General features: G+C 74.3%; 13 protein-coding genes. 2 read left to right on the forward strand and 11 right to left on the reverse strand.

Going from position 1 to position 14,542, the window contains the following annotated elements; translation table 11 throughout:
• From N866_RS11195 to N866_RS11235, 9 genes are all read right to left on the reverse strand, one after another.
• Positions 1-1,632: NADH-quinone oxidoreductase subunit G (locus tag N866_RS11195; protein ID WP_034226377.1), on the reverse strand; the 1,632-nt coding region annotated here is incomplete at its 3' end.
• Positions 1,629-2,984 carry an NADH-quinone oxidoreductase subunit NuoF gene (nuoF, locus tag N866_RS11200; protein WP_034226378.1) on the reverse strand — a complete coding sequence of 452 codons (1,356 nt, stop codon included), beginning with the start codon at positions 2,982-2,984 and terminating at the stop codon, positions 1,629-1,631. The genes N866_RS11195 and nuoF, both read right to left, overlap by 4 nt.
• Positions 2,984-3,826, reverse strand: coding sequence for an NADH-quinone oxidoreductase subunit NuoE (gene nuoE / locus N866_RS11205; protein WP_052022935.1), 843 nt, complete (start codon positions 3,824-3,826; stop codon positions 2,984-2,986). Before nuoE ends, nuoF begins: the two co-directional genes overlap by 1 nt.
• Positions 3,826-5,205 (reverse strand): NADH-quinone oxidoreductase subunit D, encoded by a 1,380-nt coding sequence (locus N866_RS11210; RefSeq protein ID WP_081802573.1) that lies wholly within the window; start codon positions 5,203-5,205, stop codon positions 3,826-3,828. The genes nuoE and N866_RS11210 overlap by 1 nt, the downstream gene beginning before the upstream one ends.
• A complete protein-coding gene (locus N866_RS11215) occupies positions 5,205-5,894 on the reverse strand; it encodes an NADH-quinone oxidoreductase subunit C (RefSeq protein ID WP_052022940.1) in 690 nt (229 codons plus the stop codon). Before N866_RS11215 ends, N866_RS11210 begins: the two co-directional genes overlap by 1 nt.
• Before the next feature lie 161 nt (positions 5,895-6,055).
• The gene (locus N866_RS11220; RefSeq protein ID WP_034226379.1) at positions 6,056-6,610 is read right to left on the reverse strand and encodes a NuoB/complex I 20 kDa subunit family protein; all 555 of its coding nucleotides are present in this window, start codon (positions 6,608-6,610) and stop codon (positions 6,056-6,058) included.
• A gap of 230 nt (positions 6,611-6,840) precedes the next feature.
• Entirely contained in the window at positions 6,841-7,203 is a 363-nt protein-coding gene (locus tag N866_RS11225; protein ID WP_034226380.1) for an NADH-quinone oxidoreductase subunit A, read from the reverse strand.
• 130 nt (positions 7,204-7,333) lie between these two features.
• Positions 7,334-8,635 (reverse strand): geranylgeranyl reductase family protein, encoded by a 1,302-nt coding sequence (locus N866_RS11230; protein ID WP_245612546.1) that lies wholly within the window; start codon positions 8,633-8,635, stop codon positions 7,334-7,336.
• Between the two features lie 161 nt (positions 8,636-8,796).
• Positions 8,797-9,492 (reverse strand): demethylmenaquinone methyltransferase, encoded by a 696-nt coding sequence (locus N866_RS11235; RefSeq protein WP_034226381.1) that lies wholly within the window; start codon positions 9,490-9,492, stop codon positions 8,797-8,799.
• 152 nt (positions 9,493-9,644) lie between these two features.
• Between N866_RS11235 and N866_RS11240 the strand changes: the two genes are divergently transcribed.
• Both N866_RS11240 and N866_RS19915 read left to right on the forward strand, forming a co-directional pair.
• Positions 9,645-10,955, forward strand: coding sequence for an isochorismate synthase (locus N866_RS11240; RefSeq protein WP_245612552.1), 1,311 nt, complete (start codon positions 9,645-9,647; stop codon positions 10,953-10,955).
• A 151-nt stretch (positions 10,956-11,106) separates the two neighbouring features.
• Positions 11,107-12,312 (forward strand): ATP-binding protein, encoded by a 1,206-nt coding sequence (locus N866_RS19915; protein ID WP_052022937.1) that lies wholly within the window; start codon positions 11,107-11,109, stop codon positions 12,310-12,312.
• Between the two features lie 91 nt (positions 12,313-12,403).
• Here the strand turns inward: N866_RS19915 and N866_RS11250 are convergent, their stop codons facing one another.
• Positions 12,404-13,747, reverse strand: coding sequence for a S1C family serine protease (locus tag N866_RS11250; protein ID WP_052022938.1), 1,344 nt, complete (start codon positions 13,745-13,747; stop codon positions 12,404-12,406).
• Positions 13,748-13,840: 93 nt separating this feature from the next.
• The coding region (locus N866_RS11255) for a thiamine pyrophosphate-binding protein (protein WP_245612548.1) at positions 13,841-14,542 on the reverse strand (702 nt) is incomplete at its 5' end.

Here is a 14,542-nt window from a genome sequence, read left to right on the forward strand (position 1 = left end):
GCCGACGAGGATCACGGCGTCCGGCCCGAGGGCCGCGGCCGCCTCGCCCAGGACGTCCGGGGCGCCGGCCTCGAGCGCGTCGAGGACCTCCGCCTCCGTGCCCGGGGCGGCCGGCACCAGCGTGCCGCGCAGCCGCTCGACACCGCGGCTCGCGAACGGCGCGACCGCGAACACGCGGTTCCGCTGCGCCGTGACGCCCTTGCGCAGGCGGAGGAAGACGATGCCGCCCTCGTCCTCGGGCTCGAAGGCCACGAGCAGGACGGCGGGGGCCTTCTCCAGGTCCGCGAACGTCACGGACATCGGGGTGCCGGCGACGTGGTGGGCGAGGAACGCCTCCTCCTCCGCCGAGTGCGGGCGGGCGCGGTGGTCGACGTCGTTCGTGCCGAGCACCACGCGGGCGAACTTGGCGTACGCGTACGCGTCCTCCATCGTGATGCGGCCGCCCGGCAGGACGCCGACGCCGCCGGCGGCGCGCGCCGCGGCCAGGCCCTCGGCCGCGGCCTCGAGGGCCTCGTTCCAGCTCGCGGGACGCAGCTCGCCGCGCGTGCCGTCCGCCGCCCGGTCGCGCACCATCGGCACGGTCAGGCGGTCCGGCATGCCCTGCCAGGGGAAGGCGAAGCGGTCCTTGTCGGAGATCCACTCCTCGTTGACCGCCGGGTCGTCCGCGGCGAGACGCCGCAGCACGACGCCGCGACGGTGGTCGACGCGGATCGCCGCGCCGTTGCTGTCGTGCTCCGCCACACCCGGCGTCGACACCAGGTCGAACGGGCGCGAGCGGAAGCGGTAGGCGGCGTTGGTCAGCGCGCCGACGGGGCAGATCTGGATGGTGTTGCCCGAGAAGTACGAGGCGAACGGCCGCCCGGAGGTGTCGACCGTGGCCTGGCCGGCCGGCCCGGCCGGGTCCTGGGCGGGGACGCCGACGGCGGCGGTGACCGGCGAGCCGTCGGGCTGGACGCCTCGGTAGACCTCGGGCGCCTGCGCGTCGCCGAACCCGAGCACGCCCGGGTCGAAGACGCCGATCTGCTGGCGGACCCCGCGCATCTGCAGGTCGATGAACGGGTCGCCCGCGATCTCCTCGGAGAACCGCGTGCACCGCTGGCACAGGACGCAGCGCTCGCGGTCCAGCAGGATCTCGGTGGAGATGGCGATCGGCTTGGGGAACGTGCGCTTGACGTCGTGGAAGCGGCTCGTCGCGCGCCCGTTGCTCATCGCCTGGTTCTGCAGCGGGCACTCGCCGCCCTTGTCGCAGGTGGGGCAGTCGAGCGGGTGGTTGATGAGCAGCAGCTCCATGACGCCGTGCTGCGCCTTGTCCGCGACCGCGGACGTGCGCTGCGTCCGGACGACCATGCCCGGCGTCGCCTCGAGCGTGCAGGACGCCTGCGGCTTGGGCATGGGGCGGACGTTGCCCTCGCGGTCGGGGGTCGCCACCTCGACGAGGCACTGCCGGCAGGCGCCCACGGGCGCCAGCAGCGGGTGGTCGCAGAACCGCGGGATCTGGATCCCGATCTCCTCCGCGGCGCGGATGACCAGCGTCCCCTTGGGGACGGACACCTCGACGTCGTCGATGGTGAACGTGACCTGGTCGGCCTTCGCGACCTCGGAGCCCGAGGGCTTGGGCGTCGTCGTCGTCATGCTCCTGCCGTCCCTGCGGTCGCTCCGGTCAGCGCAGGCGTGCGGCGCGACCGGGGGGTGTACTCGAACAGCGCGGACGCCGCCGGGTCGAACGGGCACGCGCCGCCGTCGATGTGCGCCTCGAACTCGTCGCGGAAGAGCTGGATGCCCGAGGTGATCGTGGAGGTCGCGGCGTCCCCCAGCGCGCAGAAGGACCGGCCGAGGATGTTGTCGCAGACGTCGAGCAGGGTGTCGAGGTCCTCGCGGGTGCCGTGCCCGTGCTCGAGCCGCGCCAGCACCTGCTTGAGCCAGTACGTGCCCTCACGGCAGGGGGTGCACTTGCCGCACGACTCGTGGGCGTAGAACTCCGCCCACCGCGCGATGGCGCGCACCACGCACGTCGTCTCGTCGAAGAGCTGCAGCGCACGCGTGCCGAGCATGGACCCGGCGGCGCCGACCGACTCGTAGTCGAGCGGGACGTCGAGGTGCGCGTCCGTGAACAGCGGTGTCGAGGAGCCGCCGGGCGTCCAGAACTTCAGGCGCCTGCCGTTCCGCATGCCGCCGGCCATCTCGAGGAGCTCGCGCAGGGTGATGCCCAGCGGGGCCTCGTACTGCCCGGGGCGGGCCACGTGGCCCGAGAGGGAGAACAGGCCGTAGCCGGCCGACTTCTCCGTGCCCATGGCCTTGAACCAGTCCGCACCGTCGGCGACGATCGAGGGGACCGAGGCGATGCTCTCGACGTTGTTGACCACGGTCGGGCGGGCGTAGAGGCCCGCCACCGCGGGGAACGGCGGCTTGAGGCGCGGCTGACCGCGGCGTCCCTCGAGCGAGTCGAGCAGGGCCGTCTCCTCGCCGCAGATGTAGGCGCCCGCACCGGCGTGGACGGTGACCTCCAGGTCGTAGCCGGAGCCGAGGACGTCCTTGCCGAGGTACCCGGCCTCGTGGGCCTCCTCGACCGCCCGCAGGAGCCGGCGGTAGACGTGCAGCTCCTCGCCGCGCAGGTAGATGAACGCGTGGTGGCAGCCGATCGCGAACGACGTGATGATCACGCCCTCCAGGAGCAGGTGCGGGCTCGCCATCATGAGCGGGGTGTCCTTGCAGGTCCCCGGCTCGGACTCGTCGGCGTTGACCACGAGGTAGCGCGGCCCGCCGTCGGGCTGGGGCAGGAAGCTCCACTTGAGGCCGGTCGGGAAGCCGGCGCCGCCGCGACCGCGCAGGCCGGAGTCCTTGACCATCGACACGAGGTCGGCCGGGTCGGTGGCGAGCGCGGTGCGCAGGGCGTCGTAGCCGCCGTGCTGCCGGTACGTGTCCAGCGTCCAGGAGCGCTCGGCACCCCAGGTCCGGCTGAGGACGGGCGTCAGGGTCGTGGTCATCACGCCTCCTCTGTCGCGTTGGTGTCGCGGCCGGTCGCGGTGTCGTGCGAGCCACCGCTGGGCGGCGCCGCGGGCTGGTCGACGGACGAGTGCTCGCCGCCGGGCACGGGTGCGACGGGGGTCTCCTGCGCGGTGGTGGTGTGGTCGCCGTCGGGCTCTCCCGCCGGGCTCACGGGGGGCGCCTCCCAGCCCTGCTCCTGAGCCAGGCGCCAGCCCGCGAGGGTCGGCTCGCCCGCGCCGACGCCCTCGTCGGCCCGGCCGTCGGGGAACCCGGCCAGCACGCGGGACATCTGCTTGAAGGTGCACACCGACGACGCGCCGCGGGTCGGGGCGACCTGCTCGCCCGCCCGCAGGCGGTCCACGACCGCCCGGGCCGTGTCCGGCGTCTGGTTGTCGAAGAACTCCCAGTTGATCATCACGACGGGCGCGTAGTCGCACGCCGCGTTGCACTCGACGCGCTCGAGGGTGATCTTCCCGTCCTCGGTCGTCTCGTCGTGGCCGACGCCGAGGTGCTCGGAGAGCTCTTCGTAGATGGCGTCACCACCCATGATCGCGCAGAGCGTGTTCGTGCAGACGCCGACGGTGTACTCGCCGTTGGGGTGCCGCTTGTACTGCGAGTAGAAGGTCGCCACGGCCGAGACCTCGGCCGTGGACAGGCCCAGGCTCTGCGCGCAGAAGGCGATGCCGTCCGGGGTGACGTAGCCGTCCTCGGACTGGACGAGGTGGAGCATCGGCAGCAGCGCGGACATCGGGTCCGGGTAGCGGGCCTTGGCCACCTCCGCGTCCCGCGTCATCCGCTCGAGCTTCGCGCCCTCGTAGGGCTCGTACGTCGTGGTCGCCATCAGCGGTCCACCCCTCCCAGCACGGGGTCCAGGGCAGCCACCGCGACGACGACGTCGGCCACCTGGCCGCCCTCGCACATCAGCGACACGCCCTGCAGGTTGTTGAACGACGGGTCGCGGAAGTGCGCCCGGTAGGGCCGCGTGCCGCCGTCGGAGACGAGGTGCACGCCCAGGATCCCCCGCGGGTGCTCGACGGCCTGGAAGACCTGCCCGGCCGGCACGCGGAAGCCCTCGGTGACGAGCTTGAAGTGGTGGATCAGGGCCTCCATCGAGGTGCCCATGATCGTCTTGATGTGGTCGAGCGAGTTGCCCATGCCGTCCGAGCCGATGGCCAGCTGGGCGGGCCAGGCGATCTTCTTGTCGGCGACCATGACGGGCCCGGGCGCCATGGCCTGGAGCCGCTCGAGGCACTGCTCGACGATCCGCATCGACTGGTAGGACTCCTCGATCCGCAGCACCGTGCGGGAGAACGAGTCGGCGTCCGTCGAGGTCGGGATGTCGAAGTCGTAGGTCTCGTAGCCGCAGTACGGGTCGGCCTTGCGCAGGTCGTACGGCAGGCCGGCCGAGCGGAGCACCGGCCCCGTGATGCCCAGCGCCATGCAGCCGGACAGAGACAGGTGCCCGACGCCGACCGTGCGCCCCTTGTAGATGGGGTTGCCGAGCATGAGGTCCTCGAGCTGGCGCATGTAGCCGCGCATCACCCCGAGGGACTCACGGATCGTGTCGAGCGCACCCGGGGGGATGTCCTGGACGACGCCGCCCGGACGGACGTACGCGTGGTTCATCCGCAGACCTGTCACCAGCTCGAAGATCTTGAGGATCTCCTCGCGGGCGGTGAAGCCCTGGGTCATGATCGTCGTCGCGCCGAGCTCGTTGCCGCCGGTCGCCAGGGCGACGAGGTGGGACGAGATCCGGTTGAGCTCCATCATGAGCACCCGGATGACGGTCGCCCGCTCCGGCACGTCGTCGGTGATGCCGAGCAGCTTCTCGACGCCGAGGCAGTAGGCGACCTCCTGGAAGAAGGGCGCCAGGTAGTCCATGCGGGTGCAGAACGTGGGGCCCTGGGACCAGGTCCGGTACTCCATGTTCTTCTCGATGCCGGTGTGCAGGTAGCCGATGCCGCAGCGGGCCTCGGTCACCGTCTCGCCGTCGATCTCGAGCATGAGGCGGAGCACGCCGTGCGTCGACGGGTGCTGCGGGCCCATGTTGACGACGATGCGCTCCTCGCCGAGGCGGGCGGCCTCCTCGGCGATCTGGGACCAGTCCCCGCCGCCGGCCTCGAAGGTGGGGACGCCGTCGTCCTCGCCGACGATCGAGCCGGCCGCGCGGAAGCCCGCGCCGGGTGCGCCTGCGGAGGCGCCGTGGGTGGTGGCAGACATCAGCTGTACGACCTCCGCGTGTCGGGCGGCGGGATGTGCGCGCCCTTGTACTCGACCGGGATGCCACCCAGGGGGTAGTCCTTGCGCTGGGGGTGACCGGGCCAGTCGTCGGGCATCTGGATGCGGGCGAGCCCGGGGTGACCGTCGAACACGATCCCGAAGAAGTCCCACGTCTCGCGCTCGTGCCAGTCGTGGCCCGGGTAGACGTCGACGGTGGTGGGGACGTGCGGGTCCGCCTCGCCCACCGCGACCTCGAGGCGCACGCGCCGCGAGTGGGTGACCGAGTACAGGTGGTAGACGGCGTGCAGCTCGCGGCCCTCGTCGTGCGGGTAGTGCACGCCGGAGACGCCCAGGCCCAGCTCGAAGCGCAGGTCCGGGTCGTCGCGCAGCGCCCGGCACACGGCCACGAGGTGCTCGCGGCGCACGAAGAGCGTCAGCTCCTCCCGGTCCACGACGACCTTCTCGACCGCGGCGTCGAACGCGGTGCCACCCTCGCCCAGGACCTCGGCGAGCAGGTCGACGACCTCGTCGAAGTAGCCGCCGTAGGGCCGCTCGCTCGGGCCGGGCATCGCGATGGTGCGGACCAGCCCGCCGTAGCCGGAGGTGTCGCCGCCCTGGGTCGCGCCGAACATGCCCGTCCGGACGTCGATGACCTCGAGCCGCGTGCGCTGCTGGGCGTTCGCCGGGATGTTCTGGGAGCCGGCCTCGAGGGCGGCCTCCGTCGCCGTCTGCGGGGTGTCGGCCGCCGGCGTCCCGACGACGCCGCCGCCCACCTTCGCCGCCGCGGCGGCGTCCTTCTGCTCCGTCGGCACCGCGGCGTCCGCCGTGCCCTCGGACCGGGGGGTCTCGCTCACCGCAGCAGGCCCTTCATCTGGGAGGTCGGCGTGGCCGTCATCGCGGCCTCCTCGGCGGCACGCGCCGCCTCCTGGCGGTTCACGCCGAGCGGCTCGTTGCGGACCTGCTCGTGCAGGGTGAGGATCGCGTTGAGCAGCATCTCGGGCCGCGGGGGGCAGCCGGGGAGGTAGACGTCCACGGGGATGATGTGGTCGACACCCTGGACGATCGCGTAGTTGTTGAACATGCCGCCCGACGACGCGCAGACGCCCATGGAGATCACCCACTTGGGCTCAGCCATCTGGTCGTACACCTGGCGCACGACGGGTGCCATCTTCTGGCTGACGCGGCCCGCGACGATCATGAGGTCGGCCTGACGCGGGGAGGCCCGGAACACCTCCATGCCGAAGCGGGAGATGTCGAACCGGGGGGTCCCGGTCGCCATCATCTCGATGGCGCAGCAGGCGAGGCCGAAGGTCACCGGCCACATCGACGCCTTGCGGGTGAGGCCGACGGCCTTCTCCAGGGTCGTCAGCAGGAACCCGGACGGTGCTGCTTCCTCGATGCCCATGGCGGCCCCTCCTTCCTATGCACCCAGTGATCGGTGCTCGATGGTCGTCGTCACGCCGTGGCCACTGTCACCGCGTGCTGTCGTCGCGTGCTGCGCCGTCTCATCGGCGGGCAGCGCGCCGCCTGCTGTCCACTGCCTGTCCTGCTGCTCTGTCTCCACTGCTGCGACCACCCCTGTGCCGCCGGTCCCCCAGGCCTCGGCAGCACTGCCGTTCCTGCTGGTCAGCGTCCTCAGTCCCAGTCCAGCCCGCCGCGGCGCCACTCGTACACGAAGGGCACGGTGATGAGCGCGAGGAAGGTGAGCATCGAGACGACGCCGAAGAGGCCGAGCATCCCGAAGGAGACGGCCCACGGGTACATGAACACGACCTCGATGTCGAAGATGATGAAGGTCATCGCGACGAGGTAGTACTTGATCGGGAAGCGGCCGCCGCCGACGGCGTGCGGGGTCGGGTCGATGCCGCACTCGTAGGCCTCGAGCTTGGCCCGGTTGTACCGCCGCGGCCCGAGGATCCAGCTCGCACCGACGCCGCCGAGGGCGAGCACGGCACCCACGCCCATGAGGACGAGGATCGGGACGTACGGGTTGCTCATCGAGCCCTCCAGTGGTGCAGTCCGTTCCGGCGCAGCGTCGCGGGACCGTGAACGAGGTGTGCGGCCAACCTACCGCCAGCCGCCGACAGGTCGGTCCGCGGCGTCGTGGCCCGGACAGAGTGTCGTCGCGTCATGCCGCCGGTGCAATTCTCGACAGGGCGCTGATCACCCGGTCGGAGACGTCCCCGCCGCGGGGCTCGTAGACGTCCGCGAGCAGCTTGAGCGTGAAGCGCATGAGCGCGGGCCGCGGCAGGCCGTACCGGGTCAGGAGCCGCATCGTGCGCGGGTCCTCGATGATCTTCACGAAGACGCGTCCGAGCGTGTAGTACCCGCCCAGCTGGTCGGCCATCGCCCGGGGGTAGGTGGCCAGCGTCGCCTCCCGCGCCGCGTCCGTGCGCCGCGAGCGGGCCTGCGCGACCACCTCGGCCGCGGTCCGGGCCGCCTGCATCGCGTAGGCGATGCCCTCGCCGTTGAACGGGTTCACCATGCCGCCGGAGTCCCCGACGAGCAGGACGCCGCGCGAGTAGTGCGGCTTGCGGTTGAACGCCATGGGCAGCGCGGCGCTGCGGACCGGGCCCAAGGGCGCGTCGGGGTCGAAGCCCCAGACCTCGGGCGCGTTGGCGATCCAGCGGCGCAGCAGCTCCTTGTAGTCGACCTTCGCGGTCGAGGCCGTGGAGCTGACCGTGCCGAGGCCCACGTTGGCCGTGCCGTCGCCGAGGCCGAAGATCCAGCCGTAGCCCGGCAGCAGGTTCGAGCGACCCGGCGCGCCGTCCCACAGCTCGAGGTGGGACTCCATCCAGTCGTCGTGGCTGTTCGGCGTCGCGAAGTACGTCCGCGCGGCGACGCCCATGGGGCGGCGCTGGTCCTTCTCCAGGCCGAGCGCCAGCGCGAAGCGGCTCGAGACGCCGTCGGCGGCGATGACCACGGGGGCCCGGTAGGTCTCCTCCTCGCCCGCCTTGCGGCCGGCCTCGTCCACCGGCCGGGCGACGACGCCGACGACGCGCCCGGTGCGCTCGTCGACGACGGGTCCCGTCACCGAGCGCTGCTCGAGGATCCGGGCGCCGGCGGCCTTGGCGTGCCGTGCCAGGGTGTCGTCGAAGTCCTTGCGGGACCGGCTCACGCCGTAGTCGGGGAACGCGTCGAGGTCGGGCCAGGGCAGCTCGAGCCGGTGGCCGCCGCCGTAGACCCGCAGGCCCCGGTTGCGGATCCAGCCGTCCTCCTCGCGCATCTCGACGCCCATGGCGACGAGCTCGCGGACGGAGCGGGGGGTGAAGCCGTCGCCGCAGACCTTCTCGCGCGGGAAGGCGGTCTTCTCCAGCACCAGGACGTCGAGCCCGGCGACCGCCAGGTAGTACGCGGCGGTCGAGCCGGCGGGGCCGGCACCGACGACGATGACGTCGGCGTCGTGCGTGTCGCTCAGGGGGGTCACCACGCCTGGTCCGATCTTGTGAAGACGTTCACGAACTGGGGCGCGCCCAGTGTAGACACCGCCGCGAGGCGGCCCGACCGCGTGCTCAGGACCGGCCCAGCCCCCGGGGGCGTCCCCCGACGCGCGGTGCGCGCCGCCCTGCTGGGCGGGACGACCGGACGGGACTAGCCGGCCGGCCGCACCCCGCGGTGCATCGCCACGATCCCCCCGCTGAGGTTGCGGTACGCCACGTCGCCCCAGCCGGCGTCGCGGACGAGCCGGCCCAGGCCCTCCTGGTCCGGCCAGGCCCGGATCGAGTCCGCGAGGTAGACGTAGGCGTCGGGCTCGCGCGAGACCGCGCGGGCCAGCGGGGGGAGCGCCTTCATGAGGTACTCCAGGTAGACGGTCCGGAAGGGCGCCCACGTCGGGGTCGAGAACTCCGTGACGACCAGGCGGCCCCCGGGCCGCGTGACCCGCAGCATCTCCCGCAGCGCGGCCGCGGTGTCCACGACGTTGCGCAGACCGAACGAGATGGTCACCGCGTCGAAGGACGCGTCCGCGAACGGCAGGCGCGTGGCGTCCCCGGCGGTGAACGGCAGGTCGGGCCGGCGCCGCTTGCCGACCGTCAGCATCCCCACCGAGAAGTCGCAGGGGACGACGTGGACGCCCGCAGCCGCGAAGGGCTCGCTCGAGGTGCCGGTCCCCGCGGCCAGGTCCAGGACGCGGTCGCCGGGTCGCGCGCCCACCGCCCGGATGGTGGCGGCGCGCCACCGCCGGTCCTGCCCGAGGGAGATGACGTCGTTGGTCAGGTCGTACCGGCGGGCGATCCCGTCGAACATGGCCGCGACCTCGTGGGGCCGCTTGTCCAGGCTGGCGCGCATGGCGGCCAGTGTCGCAGGTGGGACGGCGCAGGACGTGCCCCGCCCGTCGCCGGGGTGGTGTGGCGGACGTCTCCTGCATCCCACCCGCTGCGGCCCGGCCGCCCGGCCGTCCTCTCAGGCCCCAGGACCTAGGCTTGACGGTCGTGAGGACCGTGCCCGCCCCCGGCGTGGGACCGCTGTCGCCGCTGCGCCGCGCGGTCGCGGGTCCCGTCGTGTCCCGCACCGTCGCGGTCGACCCCGCCAACCTGCCCGGGGACCTGCTGCGGCTCCTGCCTGCGGAGGGCGGCCTCGCGTGGGTGCGACGCGGCGAGGGCGTCGTCGCCTGGGGCGAGCTGCTGCGGGTCGAGACCGACGGCGCCGACCGCTTCGCCGACGCGGAGGACGCGTGGCGGGCCCTCATGGCGACGGCCGTCGTCCGCGACGAGGTCGGCGTGCCGGGGTCCGGGCCCGTCGCCTTCGGGTCCTTCGCCTTCGCGGCCGGCTCGCCGTCGGGCGGGGTGCTCGTCGTGCCGCGCGTCGTCGTCGGTCGCCGGGGGGGCGCCGCCTGGGTCACGACGCTCGACCTCGGGGCCGTGAGCGCGCCGCCGGCGCTGCGACCCACGGACGCGCCGGCCGCCCCGGGCGCCGTGACCTACGACGACGGCGCGCTGTCGGCCGAGGGCTGGCAGGACGCCGTCCGCCGGGCCGTCGAGGCGATCCGCGCGGGCGCGCTGGACAAGGTCGTCCTGGCCCGCGACCTCCTCGCGCGCACGGGGGCGCCCCTGGACCCGCGCTGGGTGCTGGGCCGCCTCGCCGACGACTACGCGTCGTGCTGGACGTTCGCCGTCGACGGGCTGCTCGGCGCCACGCCCGAGCTCCTCCTGCGCAGCGAGAAGGGGCTCGTCACCTCGCGCGTGCTGGCCGGCACGATCCGGCGGACAGGCGACGACGAGGCGGACATGGCCCGGGCGGCGATCCTGGCGCACTCCTCCAAGGACCTCGAGGAGCACGAGTACGCGGTCGAGTCCCTCACGCGGGCACTGGGACCGTTCTGCTCCTCCACGAACGTGCCCGAGACGCCCTTCGTGCTGCACCTGCCCAACGTGCTGCACCTCGCGACCGACGTCACGGGCGTCCTGCGCGCCGACGGCGACGCGCACGTCCACCCGACGAGCCTGGGGCTGGCGGCCGCGCTGCACCCCACCGCCGCCGTCGCGGGCACCCCGACGGACGCCGCGTGCGCGCTCATCGGCGAGGTCGAGGGGATGGACCGCGCGCGCTACGCCGGCCCGGTCGGCTGGATGGGCGCGGACGGCGACGGCGAGTGGGGCATCGCCCTGCGGTCGGCCGAGCTGGACCCCGCCGACCCGCACCGGCTCCGCCTGTTCGCGGGGTGCGGGATCGTCGCGGCGTCCGACCCGGCGGCCGAGCTCGCGGAGTCCGAGGCCAAGCTCGAGCCGATGCGGTCCGCGCTCGGTTCCTGACCGCCGCACGGCCGCCGTCGGCGCCGGTCGGACCGCCCCGACCGCTGAGACCGGCGGCAGGTCGACGGGCGCCCGGGAGCGCAGGGGCGTAGCCTCACCGACGCGGGCGGACCTCTCATGATCTTCCCCGCGACGCGGCCAGGAGGTGGCGATGAGCGGCTCGGTGCCGGATGCCCGGCCCTCCGTGCTGCTCGAGGACGTGCACGGCACCTGGACCGCCGTCGAGGTCGACGAGGCGTGGGCGGCGGTGATCGGCCGCCCCGTGGAACGGCTGGTGGGGTCCGCGATCGGCGGCATCCTCGACGACCGCTTCGTGGCGGAGCGCCTCGCGCGCCTGTGCGACCTGGCGCACCTCACCTCCACCCGCCGGCGGGTCACGCTCACCTCCATGCACGGCGTGGTCCTGCTCGCGACCGCCGAGCCGGCCGAGAGCGACGGGCGTCGGGTCATCCGGCTCGTGGTGACCCCGGTCGCCTCGGCCCCGGAGCCGCAGAGCCCCGGCGAGGACCTGGTCGTCGTGTTCGACCGGGACCTGCGCGGCGTGGAGGTCGACGACGCCCTGCTGCTGATCACCGGTCAGACCCGCGACCAGGTCGTGGGCCGGACGAACCGCGAGATGGGGTACCCGGCCTACCTGGCGGACCTGTGGGACAGCCACCACCGCGACGTCCTGGTGACCGGCGCCACCCACACGCTGGAGTACGAGCTCCCCACGGTGGCGGGCCCCCGCTCGTTCCGCACCGTGATCAGCCCGATCCGGGACGGAGCCGGACCGCCGGTCGCCGTCCGCGTCGCCTCCCGCGACCTCAGCACCGAGCGCCTGGACGCGGCGACGCGGGCCCCCGAGGCGGACGGCTCGACGTCGGCCATGTGGCTGCGGCTGGAGCCGACGCCCGGCGCCGCGGCGAGCGCGCGGGCCCACACGCGGCGCTGGCTCGCGCGGCACGTCCCCGACCGCCCGGCGGACCCGGTGCTCCTCGCCGTCTCCGAGCTCGTGACGAACGCCGCGTTGCACGCCGGGACCGACATGGTCCTCCAGGTCTGCCACGTGGAGGACAGCGAGGACGGGGGGCCCGTCCGGGTGGAGGTCTGGGACGCCAGCAGCGCCGTGCCCGTCCTGGGACGGCCCGGCACCGTCGGCGGCCGGGGTCTGGCCCTCGTCGCGCTGATCTCCAGCGACTGGGGCAGCGCGCCGACCGAGTCGGGCGGCAAGCGCGTCTGGTGCGAGATCGCGGCGCCCGGGCCGGTCGCGGGCCGCGCTCCGGGCGTCCCGGCCGTCGCCTCCGCGACACCCGACACGACGCCCGACACGGCGGACGTCACGGCGTTCTGGGCCGACGAGGGCACTCCCGCCTGACGCCCGAGCGACCCGGCCGCAGGGGCGACCGGGTCACGGGGGCGACCGGGTCGCGGGGGCGACCGGGTCACGGGCCTCGCGGCTCAGCGGGCTACCGGGTCGAGACCGGGCGCTCCACGAGCGTCACGGGGACGGTCGCGGTCCCGCCGTCCCGCGCGACCGTGAGCTCCACGTCCGCGCCGACCGCCCGCTCCCGGACGAAGGCCGTGAGCGACTCGGCGCCGCGCACGGGGTCGCCGTCGATCGCGACGACGACGTCGCCCGGGCGCAGGCCCGCCTCGGCCGCCGGGGTGCCCGTGGTCACCTCCTCGACCACCGCGCCGCGCCGGTCCGCGCCGTCGACCTCGGCCGTGCCGTCGCTCAGCGCGACGCCGAGGAAGGCGTGACTGGCCGTCCCGTCCGCCACGAGCTCGGCCGCCACGCGCTCCGCCAGGGTCGACGGGATCGCGAAGCCGAGCCCGATCGACCCGGAGGTACCACCGGCGGGGTTGGGCAGGCTGGCGATCGAGGAGTTGATCCCGATGACGCGCCCCTGCGCGTCGAACAGCGGGCCACCGGAGTTGCCCGGGTTGATCGCCGCGTCGATCTGGATGGCGTTCGTCACGACGGCCGGGCTGCTGCCGTCACCCGTCGACACGGGCCGGTCCAGGGCCGACACGATGCCGGTCGTCACCGTGCTGTCCAGGCCGAGCGGGTTGCCGACGGCCATGACCGGCTCGCCGACGGCGACCGCGTCCGAGTCGCCGAGCTCCGCCGGCTCGAGGTCCGACGGCGGGTCCACGAGCTGCACGACCGCGAGGTCGCGGGTGGGGTCGGTGCCCACCAGGCGGGCCTCGAAGAGGCGCCCGTCGGCCAGTCCCACCTGGAGGCCCCCCTCGACCGCGGCGCCCACCACGTGGTGGTTGGTGAGGATGCGGCCCTCGTCGTCGAGGACGACGCCGGACCCCTGCCCGCCGCCGTCCGCCGTGCGGACCTGGATGGCCACGACGCTGGCCCGGACCTCCTCCGCGACGGCCCGCCAGTCGGGCTGCTCGCCCTCCAGCAGCGCCGGCACCGCCTGCGAGGAGGCCTCGGCCTCGGCGGCGGGGCGGGTGCTCGCGGGCTCGGCGTCGAAGGCACCCGTGGCGCCGGCCGTGAGCAGGCTCGCGGCGACGGCGGCCGCCGTGGCGGTCCCGACGAGCGGGACCCACGGCAGGCGCGACGTCGGGCGCGCGGCGGCCGGGGCGTACGGGGTCTGCTGCGCGGGCTGCGCGTACCGCGCGTAGTGCGGCAGGGGCTGCTGCTGGGCGTGGTGCTGGGCGTGGTGCTGGGTGTGCCGGTCGGTGTGCTCGCCGGTGTGCTGCCGGAGCGGCTCCGGGTAGGGCGCGGCCTGGTGCGGCGGCTGGTGGGGCTGCTGCGGGGCCGGGTGTCCGGGGTGCTGCCAGGGCGTCGTCATGGGTGGTCCTCCTCGTCGGCGTCAGGGACGAGTGGACACCGCGGACCTCCGGCCGGGCTGGGCGGCGCCTGGGAGCTCCCTGGGAGCGCCGGCTCAGTCCGGGGACCCGGCGCGCTCCGCGGCCTCCAGCACGGCGCGGTCCGTGGCCTCCCGCGCGGCACGGCCGACCGCCTCCCGCACGGCGCCGACGAGGGCGTCGCCGAGCTCCCGGCGGCGGCTGCGGTCCACGACCACCTCCACGACGCTGCGTCCCTGCACGGGGCCGCGCAGGGCGTCCTCGAGCGCGGCCCGGTCGCGGACGCGGAGGTGGGCGACGCCGTACCCGGCGCACAGGGCGCCGAGGTCCGCCCCGTGCGGCGTGCCGAACACGCGCTCGAAGACGTCGGCGCGCTCGGGCTCGCCGTGCTCGAGGGTCGCGAAGATCGAGCCGCCGTCGTCGTTGGCGACCACGACCTGCAGGTCCGGCTCACGTTCGAGCGGCCCGACGAGCAGCCCCCCGACGTCGTGCAGGAAGGTGAGGTCCCCGACGTAGGCCCGCACCGGGCGCCCGAGCGCGAGCGCGACGCCGGCCGCCGTCGACAGCGTCCCGTCGATGCCGGCGAGCCCGCGGTTCGCGACGACCAGCGGCGGCTCGGTCCAGTCGGCGACGAGGTCCAGGTCGCGCACGGGGTTGCTCGACCCGACGACGAGCACCTCCTCCGCGCCGCACGCGGACGCGACCGCGCGCGCGACCGCCAGGCCCGCGAGGGACCCGTCGTCGGACGCCTCGGCGAGCACCGCGTGGACCGCCGCGGT

This window comes from Actinotalea ferrariae CF5-4 (assembly GCF_000603945.1).
Lineage (GTDB): Bacteria > Actinomycetota > Actinomycetes > Actinomycetales > Cellulomonadaceae > Actinotalea > Actinotalea ferrariae.